At 69.3% G+C, this 17,276-nt stretch carries 13 protein-coding genes; 7 read left to right on the forward strand and 6 right to left on the reverse strand.

Features of this window, described 5'->3' with window-relative positions; all coding sequences use genetic code 11:
• Nucleotides 1–132 precede the first annotated feature (132 nt).
• From OG817_RS36905 to OG817_RS36915, 3 genes are all read left to right on the forward strand, one after another.
• A complete protein-coding gene (locus OG817_RS36905) occupies nucleotides 133–1,899 on the forward strand; it encodes an ABC transporter ATP-binding protein (RefSeq protein ID WP_406049547.1) in 1,767 nt (588 codons plus the stop codon).
• The gene (locus tag OG817_RS36910; RefSeq protein ID WP_406049548.1) at nucleotides 1,896–3,674 is read left to right on the forward strand and encodes an ABC transporter ATP-binding protein; all 1,779 of its coding nucleotides are present in this window, start codon (nucleotides 1,896–1,898) and stop codon (nucleotides 3,672–3,674) included. Before OG817_RS36905 ends, OG817_RS36910 begins: the two co-directional genes overlap by 4 nt.
• Nucleotides 3,675–3,737: 63 nt before the next feature.
• Nucleotides 3,738–5,528, forward strand: a complete 1,791-nt coding sequence (locus tag OG817_RS36915) for an alpha/beta fold hydrolase (protein WP_406049550.1) — start codon at nucleotides 3,738–3,740, stop codon at nucleotides 5,526–5,528.
• Here OG817_RS36915 and OG817_RS36920 read toward each other — a convergent pair.
• From OG817_RS36920 to OG817_RS36935, 4 genes are all read right to left on the reverse strand, one after another.
• Nucleotides 5,521–6,429: an LD-carboxypeptidase gene (locus OG817_RS36920; RefSeq protein ID WP_406049551.1), complete on the reverse strand. Its 909-nt coding sequence runs from the start codon at nucleotides 6,427–6,429 to the stop codon at nucleotides 5,521–5,523. The two genes, OG817_RS36915 and OG817_RS36920, sit on opposite strands and share 8 nt — an antisense overlap.
• 482 nt (nucleotides 6,430–6,911) lie before the next feature.
• Nucleotides 6,912–8,187 (reverse strand): IS3 family transposase gene (locus OG817_RS36925; RefSeq protein ID WP_406049553.1). Its coding sequence is split into 2 segments (ribosomal slippage): nucleotides 6,912–7,905 and nucleotides 7,904–8,187, totalling 1,278 coding nucleotides; the frame shifts between segments, so codons are not numbered across the junction.
• 330 nt (nucleotides 8,188–8,517) lie between these two features.
• A complete protein-coding gene (locus OG817_RS36930; protein WP_406049554.1) occupies nucleotides 8,518–11,889 on the reverse strand; it encodes a phosphodiester glycosidase family protein in 3,372 nt (1,123 codons plus the stop codon).
• A gap of 148 nt (nucleotides 11,890–12,037) precedes the next feature.
• On the reverse strand, nucleotides 12,038–12,361 hold the full coding sequence (locus tag OG817_RS36935) for a rhodanese-like domain-containing protein (RefSeq protein ID WP_396394328.1): 324 nt from the start codon (nucleotides 12,359–12,361) through the stop codon (nucleotides 12,038–12,040).
• A gap of 116 nt (nucleotides 12,362–12,477) precedes the next feature.
• Here OG817_RS36935 and OG817_RS36940 point away from each other — a divergent pair, with 116 nt between their 5' ends.
• Together OG817_RS36940 and OG817_RS36945 are read left to right on the forward strand one after the other, a co-directional pair.
• Complete coding sequence (locus OG817_RS36940; RefSeq protein ID WP_406049556.1) at nucleotides 12,478–13,287, forward strand: hypothetical protein; 810 nt, start codon at nucleotides 12,478–12,480, stop codon at nucleotides 13,285–13,287.
• 72 nt (nucleotides 13,288–13,359) lie between these two features.
• Nucleotides 13,360–14,325, forward strand: coding sequence for a trypsin-like serine peptidase (locus OG817_RS36945; RefSeq protein WP_406049557.1), 966 nt, complete (start codon nucleotides 13,360–13,362; stop codon nucleotides 14,323–14,325).
• A 46-nt stretch (nucleotides 14,326–14,371) separates the two neighbouring features.
• Here the strand turns inward: OG817_RS36945 and OG817_RS36950 are convergent, their stop codons facing one another.
• Nucleotides 14,372–15,229 (reverse strand): DNA-formamidopyrimidine glycosylase family protein, encoded by an 858-nt coding sequence (locus OG817_RS36950; RefSeq protein ID WP_406049558.1) that lies wholly within the window; start codon nucleotides 15,227–15,229, stop codon nucleotides 14,372–14,374.
• Between the two features lie 150 nt (nucleotides 15,230–15,379).
• On the opposite strand from OG817_RS36950, the gene OG817_RS36955 reads away from it, so the two are divergent.
• Both OG817_RS36955 and OG817_RS36960 read left to right on the forward strand, forming a co-directional pair.
• Complete coding sequence (locus tag OG817_RS36955; protein ID WP_360437618.1) at nucleotides 15,380–15,520, forward strand: hypothetical protein; 141 nt, start codon at nucleotides 15,380–15,382, stop codon at nucleotides 15,518–15,520.
• 202 nt (nucleotides 15,521–15,722) lie between these two features.
• Nucleotides 15,723–16,901 (forward strand): DUF418 domain-containing protein, encoded by a 1,179-nt coding sequence (locus tag OG817_RS36960; protein ID WP_406049560.1) that lies wholly within the window; start codon nucleotides 15,723–15,725, stop codon nucleotides 16,899–16,901.
• 71 nt (nucleotides 16,902–16,972) lie between these two features.
• On the opposite strand, the gene OG817_RS36965 is transcribed toward OG817_RS36960, so the two are convergent.
• Nucleotides 16,973–17,242, reverse strand: a complete 270-nt coding sequence (locus OG817_RS36965) for a hypothetical protein (protein WP_360437623.1) — start codon at nucleotides 17,240–17,242, stop codon at nucleotides 16,973–16,975.
• Nucleotides 17,243–17,276 lie beyond the last annotated feature (34 nt).

Raw genomic sequence — 17,276 nt, forward strand, 5'->3', positions numbered from 1 at the left:
TTCCGGTGGCCCAGCCGCCGGGACCGGCCCGGCCGAAAACGGTTGGCGGACTGTCGGCGGCCCCGCCTAGGCTTGATCCATTCGCCTGGTCAGGTGCCTTCTCCATCCTTCTATGCCTCTTTGTGAGACGTCATGTCCCTGCGCCTCATTCCGTTCGCCGACCCGGGTGTGCCGGACACCCGGTCCGGTCTCCGACTCATCATCTGGCTGGAGCACCAGCAGCTGCGCGGGCAAGCCCTCGCCGTGTTCTGGGGGCTGCTCTATTTCGGCGGTATCGCCGCCGCTCCTGTCGCCGTCGGTCTCGCCGTCCAGGCGGTGATCGACCTGTCCTGGCCCAAGCTCATCCTGGCCGGGGTGCTGCTGCTGGTCTTCGGCGCGGCCAAGGCCGGCGCCGACTCGTTCTTCCACCGCGCCGTGGTGACCAACTGGATCAGTACGGCGGCACGCCTGCAGCAACTGCTGTTCCGCAAGGCCGCGGAGCTGGGTTCGCTGCTCACCCGCCGGATCGCTGCCGGTGAAGTGGTTGCGGTGAGCAGCGGCGACGTCGAGAAGATCGGCTGGTTCGTCGAGGTGCTCGGCCGGTTCGCGGCCGCACTGCTGACGTGCTTCGCCGTGGTCATCGGGCTGCTGTTCTACGAGCCGCAGCTCGGCCTGGTGGTCGCCATCGCCGTACCGGTGCTGGCTTTCTCGATCGTCCCGCTGATGGGGCCGGCCGAGCGTCGTGCGGACGTGCAACGCGCCAAGGGCGGCCGCGCGACCGAGCTGGCCGCGGACACTGTGGCCGGTCTGCGTGTACTGCGTGGCATCGGTGGCGAGCAGCTGTTCCTGGATCGCTACCGGGACGCCTCACAGGACTACCGCGCCAGTGCGGTCCGCAGTGCGCGGATGTGGTCGCTGATCGCGGCTCTCCAGGTGCTGCTGTTCGGACTGTTCCTGGTGGTGGTCGTCTGGATGGGTGTCCGGCTGGTGACGTCCGGCCGGATCACGGTCGGCGAACTCGTCACGACGTACGGGTTCATCACGTTCATGCTGGTGCCGCTGCACACGTTCGAGGAGACGGCGAGCGCCTTCATCTTCTCGAAGGTGTCGGCCCGCCGGGCCGCGCGCGTGCTGGCGCTGCAGCGGACCGACGAGACCATGGGCACCGCCGAGGCGCAGCTACCCGAGGGCGACCTGCTGGACCCGGTCACCGGTCTGCATGTGCCGGCCGGGAGCTTCACCGCGGTCGTCTGCGGTGACCCGGACGCGGGCGGCCGGCTGGCCGATCGTCTGGGTGGTCACAGCCCGGGCGCCGAGGACAACCAGGCGTCGGTGCTGCTGGACGGCGTACCGCTGGACGACCTCCCGTTGGAGTCCGCGCGGACCGTCGTACTCGTACAGGACAAGGACCCGGTGCTGCTGTCCGGGACAGTGCGCCAGCTGTTCGACGTACCGGCCAGTGGTGCGGTCTCTCCGGAGACGGCACTCGACGCGGCGCAGTGCGAGGACATCCTCGACGTACTGCGGCAGACGTTGCCGGCTGGCGTGTCGGACCCGATGCAGGCCGTGCTGACCGAGCGGGGAAGGTCCCTGTCCGGTGGGCAGCGGCAGCGAGTGGCATTGGCCCGTTCGCTGTACGTCGACCCGCAGGTGCTGGTGCTGGACGAGCCGACCAGTGCGGTGGACGCGCACACCGAGGCCCGGATCGCCGACGGTCTCCGACTGCTGCGGGGCGGTCGGACCACCGTGGTGTTCTCCTCCAGCCCGCTGATGCTTGACCGCGCAGAGCGCGTGGTGTTCGTGCCGGAGGGCCGCGTCGAGGCGGTCGGGACCCACCACGAGCTGGTGCACACCAACCCGCGCTACCGCGCGGCGGTCACCCGTGAAGACGAGCCAACCTTCGAAGAGGAGTCGGCATGAAGCGCCCCGAGTACGACCCGGCGGCGCCGCAGGAAGCGGCGCGGCTGCCGGTGGCAGGCAGCGCGACCGTGCGCGCCTATCTGAAGATCCTGTTCCGCCGGCACCGCCGTGCGTTCGCCTGGCTGACGCTCGTGAACACAGTGGCGGCACTGAGCGGGATGGTCGGGCCCTGGCTGCTCGGCAACGTGGTGGAGAAGCTGTCGCAGGGCAAGAGCGACGTCGACCTGCCGTACGTCGTGGTCGGCTTCGTCTGCGCGCTGCTGGTGCAGACGGTGTTCGTTCGGCTGACCCGGTTGCGTGGTGCGGTGCTCGGCGAGGAGATGCTCGCCGACCTGCGCGAGGACTTCCTGGTCCGCGCGGTCGGACTGCCGCCGGGTGTCCTGGAGCGGGCCGGGACCGGTGACCTGCTGTCCCGGATCACCACGGACATCGACCGGCTCTCGCACGCGATGCGGGACGCCGTACCGCAGCTGACCATCGCGGTGATCTGGGCGGGGCTGCTGATCGGTGCGCTGATCATCACCGCGCCGCCGCTGGCCGTCGCCGTGGTGATCGCGATGCCGATCCTGATCGTCGGTGCCCGCTGGTACTTCCGCCGGGCGCCGTCGGCGTACCGGTCGGAGGCCGCCGGGTACGCCGCGGTGGCCTCGGGCCTGGCCGAGACCGTCGACGCCGGCCGGACCGTGGAGTCGCACCGGCTCGGCGACCGCCGGATCAACCTGGGCGACACCCGGATCGGTCAGTGGGTCGCCTGGGAGCGGTACACGCTGTACCTGCGGATGATTCTGTTCCCGGTGATCAACATGACCCACACGGTCGCGCTGGCCGCGGTGCTGGTGATCGGTGGCGGCTTCGCCATCCAGGGCTGGCTCACCGTCGGCGCCCTCACCACGGGCGCGCTGTACATCCAGATGCTGGTCGAGCCGGTCAACATGATGATCCGCTGGTACGACGAGCTCCAGGTGGCGCAGGTGTCGGTGGCCCGGCTGGTCGGGGTCCGTGAGATCGAGGCGGCCGCGGCCGACGAGCAGGCCGAGCCCGAGGGCCGGCGGGTGCTCGCCGACGAGGTGCGGTTCGGTTATCTGGAGGGCCGCGATGTCCTGCACGGCGTGACGCTGACGGTCGAGCCAGGTGCGCGGGTCGCGCTCGTGGGGCCTTCCGGTGCGGGGAAGTCGACCCTGGGCCGGTTGCTGGCCGGCATCTACTCGCCGCGGCTCGGTGACATCACCTTGGGTGGTGCCGCCCTCGACAAGATGTCGGCCGAGCAGGTCCGCAGCCATGTGGCGCTGGTCAACCAGGAGCACCACGTGTTCGTGGGCAGCGTCCGGGACAACCTGCGGCTGGCCCGGCCGGAGGCGTCCGATGCCGATCTCTGGGCTGCGCTGCGCTCCGTCGACGCCGACGGCTGGGTCGCCGGGTTCGACAACGGGCTGGACACCGAGGTGGGTTCCGGTGGGATCTCGCTGACGCCGGCGCAGGCGCAGCAGGTCGCGCTGGCGCGGCTGGTGCTGGCCGATCCGCACACGCTGGTCCTGGACGAGGCGACCTCGTTGATGGACCCGCGCGCGGCGAGGCACCTGGAGCGGTCGCTGGCCGGCGTACTGGAGGGCCGGACCGTGGTGGCCATCGCGCACCGGCTGCACACCGCGCACGACGCGGACGTGATCGCCGTCGTCGAGGACGGCAGGATCGTCGAGCTCGGCGGTCACGACGAACTGGTCGATGCCCAGGGCCCCTATGCGGCGCTCTGGCACTCCTGGCACGGCGATCGCTGAGGCCAGGCTCGGGGGCAGGTCGTTGGGCCTGCCCCCGGACCTGTCGCGTGTGAGGATGAACCTGTGCTGACAACGCTGTTCTCACTCCCGTCCACGACCGCTCTCGATGTGAACGACGAGGGTGCACTGCTCGTCCTGTACGACGGAAGCGGCACCCGGCAGGTGCACCACGTGGCACCGGACGGGACCTGGCGGGCGCTGACCGCGCTGGACGACACCGTCCGCGGCGCACGGTTCGTCCCGGAGAGCAGCCAGGTCGTCGTGGAGCACGACGACGGCGGCAGTGAGCTCGGTCAGCTCTCACTGCTCGACCTCGACGAGCCCGGTCTCCCCACATTGACCCCGCTCGTCCACGACCCGGAGTACGTGCACCACCTCGTCGATGCCAAGCCCGGCCGCGTCCTGTTCACCACGAACCGGCGCAATGGCACGGACTTCGACCTGGTCGCCCACGACCTGGGCAGCGACAGGGACACGGCCCTGTACGACGGCGGCGGCTCGGTGATGGGCGTGACCCCGTCCCCGGACGACAAGTGGGTGGTGCTGTCGCTGGCCAGCGCCCCGGCGAACTCCATCCAGCTCCTCCTGGTCGACTCCGGGACCCGGTCCGTCACCGAGCTCACGCCGTACGACGCGCACAACGACCAGGCGGCGGTGTCCTGGCTGCCGGACTCGACCGGGTTCCTGGTGTCGACGAACGCGGACCGGGACCGGATGGCCGTACGGCGGTACGACCTCGGCGACCGGGCGTGGAGCGACGTACTCGTGGACGACTCCCGCGATCTGGCCGGCTGGGCCTCTCCCAATGGCGAGGACCTGCTGGTCGGCGTGCTGCACGACGGTGAGGTGGCGCTGGCCCTGCATCGGCTCGACGACGGCTCCGAGGTCGCCCCGGTCGGTCTGCCCGCGGGCGGTTGCGCCGGGCTGCTGATGCTGACGCCTGATCCGCACTGGTCCCCGGACGGCTCGTTCGCGGCGATCACGTACAGCTCGCCTGTCTGTCCGCCGACCGTGTTCCGCTACGTCCCGGCGTCCCGGGCCCTGCTGGAGGTGCGGCCGCCGGAGATGCCGGAGCCGCCGGCGCAACTCACGCACCCGGAGAGCCTGCTGGTGCCGTCGTTCGACGGTGAGCAGGTGCCGGTGTTCGTGTTCCGGCCGACCGGCCCCGACCTGGGGACCACCATCGTCCACGTGCATGGCGGTCCGGAGGGCGCGGCGATGCGCAACTGGGCTCCGATCGTCTCCGCCCTCGCCGCCGATGGCCACACGGTCGTCGTACCGAACGTGCGCGGATCGGCGGGGTACGGGAAGCGGTGGTACTCGCTGGACGACCGGGAGCTGCGGCTGGATTCGGTGAAGGACCTGGCCGCGATCCACGCGTGGCTGCCGACGATCGGCTCCGACCCGAAGCGGACAGCGCTGTGGGGTGGTTCGTACGGTGGCTACATGGTGCTCGCCGGGCTCGCGTTCCAGCCGGAGCTGTGGGCCGCCGGTGTGGACATCGTCGGGATCGCCTCGCTGGTCACGTTCCTGGAGAACACCTCGGACTACCGCCGTGCGATGCGTGAGCGCGAGTACGGGTACCTCGCCACCGACCGGGAGTTCCTGGAGTCCGCCAGCCCGTTGCACCGGGTCGACGACATCCGTGCGCCGCTGTTCGTCATCCACGGCGCCAACGACCCGCGGGTGCCGTTGTCGGAGACCGAGCAGGTCGGCGATGCGCTGACGAAGCGCGGCGTGCCCTGTCAGGTCCTGGTGTACGACGACGAGGGCCACGGCCTGGCGAAGCTGAAGAACAAGCTCGATGCGTACCCGCAGGCGTTGGCGTTCCTACGCCGGCATCTGGTCAGCTGAACAGCGGTGCGAGTGTTCCGGCGGTAGCGTCCAGTCGCGACGGCAGTCCGAGCGGTACGGCGAGGTTCAGGTCCTCATGCCCGATCGCGGCGCCCTCGACCATCGGCAGACCGAGCGGATCCAACCGATCGCGCATCACCGCGTTCACCAGGTCCGCGTCGTCCGCTCCACTGAAGTCGCCGATCACCAACCCGGTGACGCCCGCGAACCAGCCAGAGCGGAGCAGCTGCGTCAGCAGCCGGTCCACCCGGTACGCGTCCTCGCTCACGTCCTCCAGCACCACGATCCCGGTCGGCGGCTCGTAGGTCGGCGTACCGATGCTTGCTGCGAGCATCGCGAGGTTGCCACCGCGCAGCGGTCCTTCGGCGACGCCGCCGACCACAGTCCGGGCACCTGCGGGCGCGAGGAGGTCGGTCACCTTCTCGGGCTCGAACAGCAGCTCGCGCAGCCGCTCCCGGCCGTCCGCCGCGCCCAGCTGCTCGACAGCGGCGGCCATCGGTCCGTGGATGGTGACGAGTCCGCGGGCGTTCAGCGGCTCGTGCAGCGCGGTGATGTCGCTGAACCCGATGAACCATTTCGGCACGGCCACGAGATCGTCGAAGTCGACGTACTCGAGCATCCGCTGGACGCCGTACCCGCCGCGGGCGCAGAAGACCGCGGCGAAGCGTGAGTCCAGCCAGGCCGTCCGCAGATCCTCGGCCCGGGCCTTGTCGTCGGCGGCCAGGTAGGTCAGCCGCTCATGCCCGACCAGCACCGACGGCATCACCTCGACCTCGAGCCCCCAGGCCCTCAGGTACGCCGTACCCACCTCGAGCCGATCCGCCTGCACCCGCCCGGACGGCGCCACCACAGCCACCCGGTCTCCAGCCTGCAGCCTCGCGGGCGTCGTCACGTCAGTCATCCGCGGAACGCTACCCCGCCCGACGCCGCCCCCGCCCGTCCCCCTCCGATGGGTAGGCCCACGAGCGCGCCTGTGATGGGTAGCCCCACGAGCGTCCCCTCCGATGGGTAGGCCCACCAGCCGATGGGTTGGCCAACCGCACGCCATGGGTCAACCCACACTCTCGTGGGTCAACCCACGACAGGGGCCGACGCCGCCCCCGCCCGTCCCCTCCGATGGGTAGGCCCACCAGCCGGTGGGTTGGCCAACCGCACGCCATGGGTCAACCCACACTCTCGTGGGTCAACCCACGACAGGGGCCGACGCCGCCCCCGCCCGTCCCCTCCGATGGGTAGGCCCACCAGCCGATGGGTTGGCCAACCGCACGCCATGGGTCAACCCACACTCTCGTGGGTCAACCCACGACAGGGGCCGACGCCGCCCCCGCCCGTCCCCCTCCGATGGGTAGGCCCTGAATCGCCCCGGGTTTCGTGGAGACCCGATTACTTGGTTCCGGCCTTGGTGAGGACGGGGATTTCACTGTAGTGGTTGGCTTCGAACTCGGCGGGTGGAACGTGCCCGATCTCGCCGTGTAGGCGTCGGTGGTTGAACCAGTCGACGTATTCGGCGACGGCGATCTCGACGTCGTTGATGGACTTCCAGCCCGTGTTGGGTCGGGTGGCGGGGTTGCGGATCAGCTCTGCTTTGAACAGCGAGTTGAATGCCTCGGCCATCGCGTTGTCGTAGGAGTCGCCGCGGCTGCCGACGGACGCGACGGCGTCGGCCTCGGCGAGCCGCTCGGTGTAGCGGACAGCTCGGTATTGGACCCCGCGGTCGCTGTGATGAATCAGCCCGGTGAGGTCGTGGCCGGCCCGCTGCCGGGCCCACAGCCCCATGTCGAGGGCGTCCAGGGCCAGGTCGGTGCGCAGGCTGGTCGAGACCTGCCAGCCCACGACCAAGCGGGAGAACACGTCGAGGACGAACGCGGCGTAGACCCAGCCGGAGTGGGTGCGGATATAGGTCAGGTCCGCCACCCAGAGCTGGTTGGGTGCGTCGGCGACGAACTGCCGCTGCACCAGGTCGGCTGGACGTGGTGTCTGAGCACCTTCGGTCTGGGTGGTCTTGCGGGTTTTGTCCCGCAAGATGCCTCGCAGGCCCTCGGCGCGCATCAGCCGTTCCACGGTGCACCGGGCAACTCCGATGCCGCCTCGATTCAGCTCGGCATGGATCTTCCGCGCGCCGTAGACCTCGAGGTTGTCCTTGTGCAACTGGCGGATCGCCGGGACCAGTTCGGCGTCTCTGACCGCCCGGGCCGACGGCGGCCTGCTCCTGGCGGCGTAGTAGGTGCTCGGGGCAATCTTGATCCCGGCAGCGGCCAGGACCTTACAGATCGGCTCGACCCCGAACCGGCCGCGGTGCTGGTCGATATAGTCGACCAGCACCGCCGTCGGCACCTCGGTTACTTCACCTTGCGGTCGAGCTCCGCCGCCGCGAAAAAGCCGACGCTGTCTTCAAGATCTCGTTGGCCCGCCGAAGCTCGCGGTTCTCCCGCTCCAACTGCGCGATCCGCTCGGCATCGCTGGTGGCAGTGCCCGGAACTGTCCCCTCGTCGATCTCAGCCTGCCGGACCCAACCCCGCAACGTCTCGCGGTGCACGCCGAGCTGCTCCGCGATCCGCGGAATCGCCCCCGACCTCGTCGCCGGGTCCTTGCGCGCGTCCACCGCCATCCGCGTGGCCCGCTCACGCAACTCGTCGCCATACTTCCTCGGTGCAGCCATAACTCTCATCCTCCATGGATTGAGAGCCTCCATCAGACCCGGGGCGATTCACCCACCAGCCGATGGGTTGGCCAACCGCACGCCATGGGTCAACCCACACTCTCGTGGGTCAACCCACGACAGGGGCCGACGCCGCCCCCGCCCGTCCCCCTCCGATGGGTAGGCCCACCAGCCGATGGGTTGGCCAACCGCACGCCATGGGTCAACCCACACTCTCGTGGGTCAACCCACGACAGGGGCCGACGCCGCCCCCGCCCGTCCCCTCCGATGGGTAGGCCCACCAGCCGGTGGGTTGGCCAACCGCACGCCATGGGTCAACCCACGAGAGGGCTACCAAGTGACCTCGATTGTGGTGGTCTTGGAGACGCCGTTGACGGTGACGCCCAGCTGGACCGAGCCTGGGCGGATGCCGGTCACCTTGCCGGTGGCCGGGTCGTACGACGCGACGGCCCAGAACGGCGCGGTGTTGGCCGGACCGATGTGGAGGAGCGCCGAGCCGAACCAGTCGGACGACACCGGGAACGCAACCGGCACCCGGCGCTCGTCCTGGACCACAGTCGCGGCCGCCGTACCCGTCTCACCTCGGTGCAGCGTCGCAGGCGCCGCGAGCTCGAGCGAGTCCACGTGCGGCCGCAGCTCGACCTGGAACCAGGACCGCTCCGGCGCCGACCACTTCCGCTCGCCGGCCGGCGCGGCCGCGGCGTTCGGGTCGATCCCGACCAGCGCCCAGCCGGTGAAGCCACCCGCGTCCGGTGCCGCGGCCGGGCTCTTGCCCGAGTTGCCGGTCAGCGGCAGCAGTACGCCGTCCGTCCGGGTGGCGGCGAACGTCCCGGCATGCGCTGCCATGTACGCCGCTCCCTTGCCGGTCTGCGCGCGGAAGTCGGCCAGCCACTTCACCACCATCGCCGCTTCCTTGCGGTCACCGAGCTGCGAGTTGGCCGTCGGGGACGGGTCGTCGATCGGGTGGTGCGCCATCACCACGACGTTCCGGATCGACTCGTTCCGGGCCGCGTCGTCCAGTTGCGCGCGCAGGTCGCGGATCTGATCGAACCCACCGGCCCGCAGCGAACCGAGCGAGGAGTCACGCAGGACGAACCGCGTGCCCTTGTGATCGAAGGTGCTGGTCGGCGACCCGAACACCTTGGTCCACTCGGACAGGTCACCCGGTCCGTAGCTCTCGTGGTTGCCGGGCACGTAGTGGACCGGCACCTTGCCGGCCACCTCCTCGTCGATGATCTGCTTGGCCAGCGCGATGTCGTTCGGGAAGGCCCGGTCGACGAAGTCGCCGTTGATCACCAGGAAGTCCGGGTGCTGCGCGAGTGCCTCGCGGATGGTGCGCCGGGCCTGCTTGACGTAGTCGGAGTTCGGGTCGTCGGAGGTGAACTGCGCGTCCGACATCACCGCGAAGCGCCAGCGACCACCGCCGGTCACCGTGCCGTCCGTGACCACCATCGGGTCGATCACCTTCGCCGGCGGCGCCACGGTCACCGGCGGCGCGCTGCGAACGGTCAGGTCGTCGACGATGATCCGTCCGGAGTACTGCCGGGTCGGCACGGTCTCCACCACATAGATCCGCCAGAACCGCAGCGGCATGGCCAGACCGGGCGGGATGTCCGCCTCGACATACTTCCAGCCGGTCCAATCCACGGTGGCCGCGAGGTTCAGCGTCTGCGCGGTACCACCGGCAGCGTCGTACGCGTTCGCCCGCAGCCACGCGCCCTTGCCGTCGCCGTAGACCCAGGCGCCGAGCTTCTGCGGCTGCCCGGGCAGCGTCTGCTGCGGCGTCTGCGAGAGGTACGCCGCACGCGTCGCCGTACTGCCGGTCAGCGAGTAGTCGAGCGCGATCGCCTGGCCGCCGTCATGCCCTTCGGCGGCGGACGCCGATGCCGTCGCCGCACCGACCGGTACGGCGTTCGCGGCCCACTTGGTCAGGTCGTCGACCTCGTCCACGACCGTGCTGCTCAGACCGGCGGTGACACTGAGCTGCGTGGTCAGGTCACCGACCTTGGCCGTGACCACCGTCGAGACCGCCTCGTCGCTGAGCACGTTGACCTCGAACCCATTGCCCTTGGCAACCACCTTGACGACGGCCGGGTCGTAGGTCAGCTCGACGTCCCGCGGCTCGATCCAGGTGGAGAACCCGTCGGCGTCGTACCCGTCGACCTCGAAGAACCCCTTCGCGGCGGAGTCCGCCAGCGACACCTGCCGCGTCGACGGTGCCAGGCGGGCCGGCGTACCGAGGACCGTCATGGGGAACCTCCCGTTCGCGGAACCGCGAGCCGCCGTGACCACCACATCGCCGGCTCGCCGTCCTGTCACCACGCCCTGCTGGTCGACACCGACATTGCTCCCGGCGAACCAGTACGGCGTACCTGTCGCGGGAGCGTAGGTCTCGTCGTGGCCGGTGGCGGTGAGAACTCGGCTGAGGCCGGTGAGGACGCGGGAGCTGCGTGACACATCGGCGTCCGGGCCGTCGGCCGCCGTACCCAGAGCCTCGACCTGGTAGCCCTTCAACCTGCCGGAGCCCTTCACCGGAAGGAGTCCGAGGCCGTTCGGGATCAAGCGTTCGCCGCCGTCGGACGGGTCGTTCACCACGTGCGGGCCGGCCCCTCCGGGCGAGCGGGCCAGCATCGTGGACGAGCCGCCGCCGTCCAGGTTGAGCGCATCGTCGGCACCGAGGCCGATCATCAGCTCGCCCATCTCCTTGAGCGACAGGCCGCGGGAGCCGGTCGCCCGGCCATCGACGGTCAGCAGGAACATCCTGCTGCCGTCCTTGTCGAAACCGACCGCGGTGCGCGGTGCGAGGTCGGCGTCCGGTACGTCGGCGGGGACCACACCGTCCTTGGCCAACTGGTAGTTGCCGCTGATGCCGACCGCGACGTTCGCTGCATCCGGGCGCAGGCCGTACTCGACGTCGACCTTGTCGCCGACCTCGAAGGCGGTGAGGGCGTCGGCGCCCGCCTCCCGGCCGATCAGCGCCTGCTCGTTCGCGGCCAGCGGGGTGGTGCCCGGAGTGGCGGCCGAGGAGACGACCACCCCGTCGCGAAGGATCACCTCGCGTACGGTCGGCAGGCCGTCGACGGTCCGGGTCCGGGCCGCGTCACCCCACTCCGGCGTGTAGAGGCCGATGCCGCCGGAGTTGACGGCCGGCGAGTTCAGGTTGGTCAGCTCGAGCTTGGTCGCGTCGTCGTCGGTCGCACTGCCCTGCAGGAAGAGCTGCGCGATCTGGCCAAGGCCGTCCTTGCCGATCACCGCTGTGTCGTTGTGGCCGGTGGCCGGCGCGTTGATCAGCCGGCCGTCCCGCTGGACGCCGACACCGAGCGGTGCGGTGGTGTCGTTGATGTCGAAGAAGTCGCCGTTGACGCCGGCGATCGCACCTCGGCTCGCCAGCTGCTGGCTGAGCGGCGTACCGCCGGAGACCTTGCCGGTGTTGACGTAGTCGACCGTCACGCCGTGCTTGTCCAGGTCGGTGGTCAGGATGTCGCCGCGCTGCCAGCCCTTGGGGTCCAGTCGCTCGAACGACGTGTAGTTCACGCCGGGCGCGACCGGGCTGTCCTCGCGCGTCGTCAGTACGCCGTCACCGGCGATGCCGGCGTCCGGGATCGGCCCGTCCGCGGTCTGCGCGTGGGACGGGCTGACGACGACACCGGCCAGCAGGCCGCCCACGCCGATAGCTGTGGTCAAGGGACGGAAGAGCGACACGGGAGCCTCCCCAACGTGGACGGACGCGGCCATCCGACGTGGTGCGCTCTACCGCCACATGAGGCACAGGTGTACGCCGGTCAACCGACCGGTGACAAAGTAACGTCTCCAGAGGCTGACCGGAAGGTTTTCTTCTCTACTGATCGGATCAGTTGGTGCTGACCGGGCGCCCCGACACTTGCCACGCGTGCATGCCGCCGTCCAGGTTGATCGCCTCGCGGCCGATCGAGTTCAGGAACTGGGTGGCCATCCCGGACCGTCCGCCGACCGCGCAGACGCAGAGCACCTTCTGGTCCGCCGGCACCTCGCCGACCCGCTGCTGCAGGTCGCCGAGCGGGATGTGCACGGCGCCCTGGATGTGCCCGCGGTCCCACTCGTCGGGCTCGCGTACGTCGAGCACGAACGCCTCCGCCAGCAAGGTGTCGTCGAGTTCGGCCACCACGACCGAGGGGATCTGCTGATTCTGGAACATGCCTCCGATCATCCCAGACGCCGGTGACGCGATCCGGCCACGGCGGGCCGAGGCGTGAAATCGCGTTGACACCGGCAGACCCGATTGCGGAACGTAGATCGGAGGAGGCGGCGGCGTTGGCACTGATTCAGGGCATCCCCGGCGAGTTCGGGCCGCAGCCGTGGGGCGAGGCGATCCTGCGGAACGGCGAGCTCCTGCTGCTCCGGATCACCCGCCGTCCCCCCAACCACGAGGTCCGGCTGCCGGGCCTGGCGACCACGCCGCGGCACGTGGTCGAGGACGGTACCGGCAAGGCGCTGACCTGGCGGCACGATGGCGACGATCTGCTCGTCCGCCTGCCCGAGTCCACCGAGCGCGCCGTTGTCCGGGTCTCGCTGGAGGGCAAGCTGCGGATCGTCCCGCCGGACACGGTCACCGCCAACGCGGACGGCGTCTGGGACCTCACGCCGCCCGGTAAGACGGCCCACCTTGTCGCCCGCCGCTCCGCGGACGTCGCAGTCCGCGTCTTCGGCGAAACGACCGGCGAGATCGAGCTGGCGAACCAGTCGCTGCCCATCGATTACCTCGGCCGGACCATCGGTCCGTTCCAGGTGCCGGCCGGCCTCGTCGTCCCGCTGACGCTTCCGGCCGGCGTACGTCGGGTGCTCGTCGCGCCGGTCGGCACAGTACTGGCGTCGATCCACGCCTGCGGTTCTGCCGGCGAGCTGGTTGTCCGCGTCACGAACTTCGGCCGCACGGTCGCTCAGGGGGAGGTCGAGCTGGCCCTGCCCACGGGGACCTGCCGCTGGACCTTCGAGGAGCTCGAGCCCGGCGGGTCGACGGGGTGGACCGCCGCGATCACCGGACGGCCGGGCGTGTACGTCCTCGAAGCCCGGCTGGACGCCGGGCGCCGCTCGGCCTCGTCGCCGTTGTCGATTCACCTGTGATGGGTTGAATTCCGGCAACGGTTCCCCTGTACTGAGGCTGATCGATCTTCCGCCCCGATCGAGGAGTCACCCATGCGCAATGCCCTGCCCAGAACCCTCCGGCTTGTGGCCGCCGGCATCCTGCTCACCGGCGGCGTCGTCAGCACAGCCGCCGCAGTCTCTCCCCCATCCACACCAGCAGCCGCGACAACCGCCGTACAGGCTCCTGCGCTGCCGTCGAAGGTCCCGGCCGGTGCGCTCGACGCGACCGGCTACTGGACCGCCGAGAAGCTGAAGAACGCCATTCCGGCCGATCTGCCGGGTGACGCCGCAACCTCAGCAAAACAAAGGCCTTCCACGTCGAGTGGCATCGCCTCGAAGCCGGTCGCGCCGCTCGGCCACACGCTCGCGAACGACGTCGTTCCGAGTACGGCGGGCAAGTTGTTCTTCGTCGACAACGGGCTCAACTACGTGTGCTCGGCATCCACGATCAACAACAACTACAAGAACCTGATCATCACCGCCGGCCACTGCGTCCACAGCGGCGGCGGTGGCGCGTGGCACTCGAACATCGTGTTCGCGCCGGCGTACTACAACGGCCAGTCGGGCTACGGCCTGTGGAACTGGAGCCAGGCGCGCACGTTCAACTCGTGGATGACCAGCAGCGACTTCACCCACGACCAGGCGTTCGTCACGCTGCAGCAGCGCAACGGCGCAAACCTGATCGACGCGGTCGGCGGGAACGGACTGGTCTGGGGCAACAGCCAGAACCAGCCTGGTGCCCGGATCTGGGGTTGGCCGGCCGAGCCGCCGTACAACGGTGAGGTGCCGTACTACTGCGACGGCGACACGTTCGCGTGGGGCGGCTCCGACGCCGCTCTCACCTGCTCGATGAACGGTGGCGCGAGCGGAGGTCCGTGGCTGAAGGACCGGATCGACGCGAACCTCGGGTACGTGTTCGCGGTGACGTCGCGACGGACGACCAGCGGTACGCCGACGTTGCTGTCGACACCGAACTCGGCCGACGTGAAGACGATGTTCGATCTGATGACGACGTAGCAGCTATTTCAGGAGCTTGACTGCTATTTCAAGAGCTTGACTGCTCCTATTTCAGGAGCTTGGACAGGCGGCGGTCGGCCAGCGGCTTGCCGCCTGTCTGGCAGGTGGCGCAGTACTGCAGCGCGGAGTCGGCGAAGCTCACCTCGCGGACGATGTCACCGCAGATCGGGCAGTTCTGGCCCTTGCGGCCGTGCACCCGCAGGCCGGACTTCTTCTCCGACTTCAGGTCCTGGACCGCGAGCCCGGCGGACCGGTCGACGGCGTCCTGGAGGGTTTCGCGCATCGCGTCGTACAGGGTCTTCAGCTCGTCCTCGGACAGATTCGAGGCGGGTTTGAACGGGCTCATCTTCGCGACGTGCAGGATCTCGTCGGAGTAGGCGTTGCCGATGCCGGCGATGACCGACTGGTTCCGCAGGACGCCCTTGAGCTGGACCCGGCCCTGGCGCTTGAGGATGTCGCTGAAATCGGCCGGTGACAGGGTGAACGGATCCGGCCCGAGCCGCGCGATCCCGGGGACCTCGGCCGGGTCGCGAACGACGTACACCGCGAGCTTCTTCTGCGTGCCGGCCTCGGTCAGGTCGAACCCGGAGCCGTCGTCCAGCACCGTCCGCAGCGCGATCGGACCCTTCCCCGGCCGCACCAGCCCGGTCGACTGCTCCTCGCGCCATCGCAGCCAGCCGGCGCGCGCCAGGTGGATCACCAGGTGCACACCCTGAGCCGAGATGTCCAGGAACTTCCCGTGCCGCTGGACGTCGTCGATCAGCAGCCCGACCAGCGACGAGATCGGCGGATCGTACGTCTTCAACGCACTGATCGCGGTGATGTCCGCACGCACGAACGCCCGGCCGACGGCTCGCTCCCGCAGGAACACCGCCAGCGACTCCACCTCCGGCAACTCTGGCACCGTCCCAGTGTGCCGCAAGCCAGGGACAGTGTCTCCGCTCTCCCCACCCCGCCGGCCCCGGTCAGGTTCCGGGTTTCTCCGGTGAATCACCTATTGGAGACGCTTGCTTCGGGCGGATACCGTCAGTGGCAACAGAGTAGGGAGGCCCTCATGGGGTTTGTGAAGACGTTGGTGAAGGGCGCCGTCGTCGCCAAGCTGGCCCAGATCGCCCAGCGTGAGCTGAGCAAGCCGGAGAACCAGCGGAAGATCAAGGAAGCGTTCCAGAAGATGCAGCAGCGGCGGGCGCAGTAGGCAGGCTTGTGGGCCTGGAGGGTGTAGGTGGCGGAGAGCCGGTTCGGATTCTCCGTCAGACGCCACTCTCCGGCCTCGTCCTCGGTCATCAGACCGGGAGGCCGCTTCAGCGCGCCGATTCCCCGGGGTAGGTGAAAGTCCACCCCTAGGGGAGGGGGCAGGGTGAGTGTGTCCGGGGGTTGGGGTTGGTGTGCTGGAGCACATGAGCCAGGGACTCGATCGGACGCGGATCCAGGACATCGACGCGCTGCGTGGTTTCGCCCTGCTGGGCATCTTGATCGTGAACATCACCTTCGCCGCCTCGGGCTTCCCGATCCACCTGGCCGAGGATCCGGCGTACCACTCGTGGCTGGATCAGACGGTGCACTGGTTGTCGGCGGCGTTCGTCGACATGAAGTTCTATCTGCTGTTCTCGTTCCTGTTCGGGTACAGCTTCCAGTTGCAGCTGGAGGCGGCGCAGAAGGCCGGCGCCGCGTTCAAGCCGCGGATGCTGCGGCGGCTCGGCGGCCTGTTCGTCATCGGGGCACTGCACGGGATCTTCCTGATCACCGGTGACATCCTCAGCGTGTACGCGCTGATCGGTCTGGTCCTGCTCGGCATGCGGCGGGTGTCGGACCGGACGGCGCTGATCGTCGCCGGCTCCATCTACGCCTACCTATTCATCACGCTGGGTGCGGCGACGCTGTTCATGGACACGTCGGCTGTCATCGACCCGACCACGGCCGTCGCCTCGGCACAGCAGACCGCGGCCAACCTGGCCGGCTCGTTCAGCGATGTCATCGGCGAGCATGTCCGGGCTATGCCGACGTACGGCCTGTCGCTGCTGGCTGTGCAAGGCCCGACGACTCTGGCCGCGTTCCTGATCGGCATGGTGCTCGGCCGCCGGCGGATGCTCACGAACGTCACCGGCACCGAGGCAGTACTACGGCTGATTCAACTGCTCGGCTTCACCATCGGCATCACCGGCGGGATCGTCTACGCGTCCGCGGGTGGGAACGGCGACACCGGCGCCGTACTGGCCAGCGTGCTGACCGCGCCCTTCCTGACCGCGGCGTACGTCGCAACGCTGCTCAGGGTCATGCACTCCGACCGGGGCCAGGACGTCCGCCGCCTGCTGGCACCGGCTGGGCGGATGGCACTGTCCAACTACCTGGGTCAATCGGTGGCGACGGTGTTGATCTTCACCGGCGTCGGACTGGGCCTGGTCGGGCAGGTGTCGCCGCTCGCGACCATGGGCATCGCGGTGGCGATCTTCGCCGTACAGGTGGTGCTGAGCCACCTCTGGTTGAACCGCTACGGCTACGGACCCGTGGAAGGCGTACTGCGGGCGATCACCAACGCCACCACGCCGACCTGGCGGCGCCGGCTAAGCAGGGTTTGATCAAAGTAGGCGGGGTTTGATCAAACAGAAGGCCCGCCGGGAAGTCCCGGCGGGCCTTTCTGATGTATCGGTCAGGCCGCGTGGCGGCCGTGGTGCGTGGTGAGACGGGTCCGGCGGATCGTGTGCACGGAGCCGGCGGTCGTCACGGGCTTGTGGTTGAAGGGTTCGGCCTTGCTGCCGAGAGCGAGCAGGTCGAGCTTGGTCCGGGCCAGGTCGCGGTCGTCAGCAACCCAGGAACCGTCCGGACCGGTGGACAGACCGGTCGAGTGGCGCCTGTTGCTGAACTCCAGAGCCGCGATCACGGCCAGCACGAGTACTACGAAAACGATGTATCCGGTCATGGCAGTAATCATGCTACCAACTAGATCCAGCCAC

Source organism: Kribbella sp. NBC_00889, assembly GCF_045207705.1.
Classification (GTDB): domain Bacteria; phylum Actinomycetota; class Actinomycetes; order Propionibacteriales; family Kribbellaceae; genus Kribbella.

Bases quoted from the DNA above. Each gene is read 5' to 3' on its own strand.
- OG817_RS36910 (WP_406049548.1), top strand. From the start codon at position 1,896: ATGAAGCGCCCCGAGTACGACCCGGCGGCGCCGCAGGAAGCGGCGCGG.
- OG817_RS36905 (WP_406049547.1), top strand. From the start codon at position 133: ATGTCCCTGCGCCTCATTCCGTTCGCCGACCCGGGTGTGCCGGACACC.
- OG817_RS36960 (WP_406049560.1), top strand. From the start codon at position 15,723: ATGAGCCAGGGACTCGATCGGACGCGGATCCAGGACATCGACGCGCTG.
- OG817_RS36935 (WP_396394328.1), bottom strand. From the start codon at position 12,361: ATGTTCCAGAATCAGCAGATCCCCTCGGTCGTGGTGGCCGAACTCGAC.
- OG817_RS36965 (WP_360437623.1), bottom strand. From the start codon at position 17,242: ATGACCGGATACATCGTTTTCGTAGTACTCGTGCTGGCCGTGATCGCG.
- OG817_RS36945 (WP_406049557.1), top strand. From the start codon at position 13,360: ATGCGCAATGCCCTGCCCAGAACCCTCCGGCTTGTGGCCGCCGGCATC.
- OG817_RS36920 (WP_406049551.1), bottom strand. From the start codon at position 6,429: ATGACTGACGTGACGACGCCCGCGAGGCTGCAGGCTGGAGACCGGGTG.
- OG817_RS36955 (WP_360437618.1), top strand. From the start codon at position 15,380: ATGGGGTTTGTGAAGACGTTGGTGAAGGGCGCCGTCGTCGCCAAGCTG.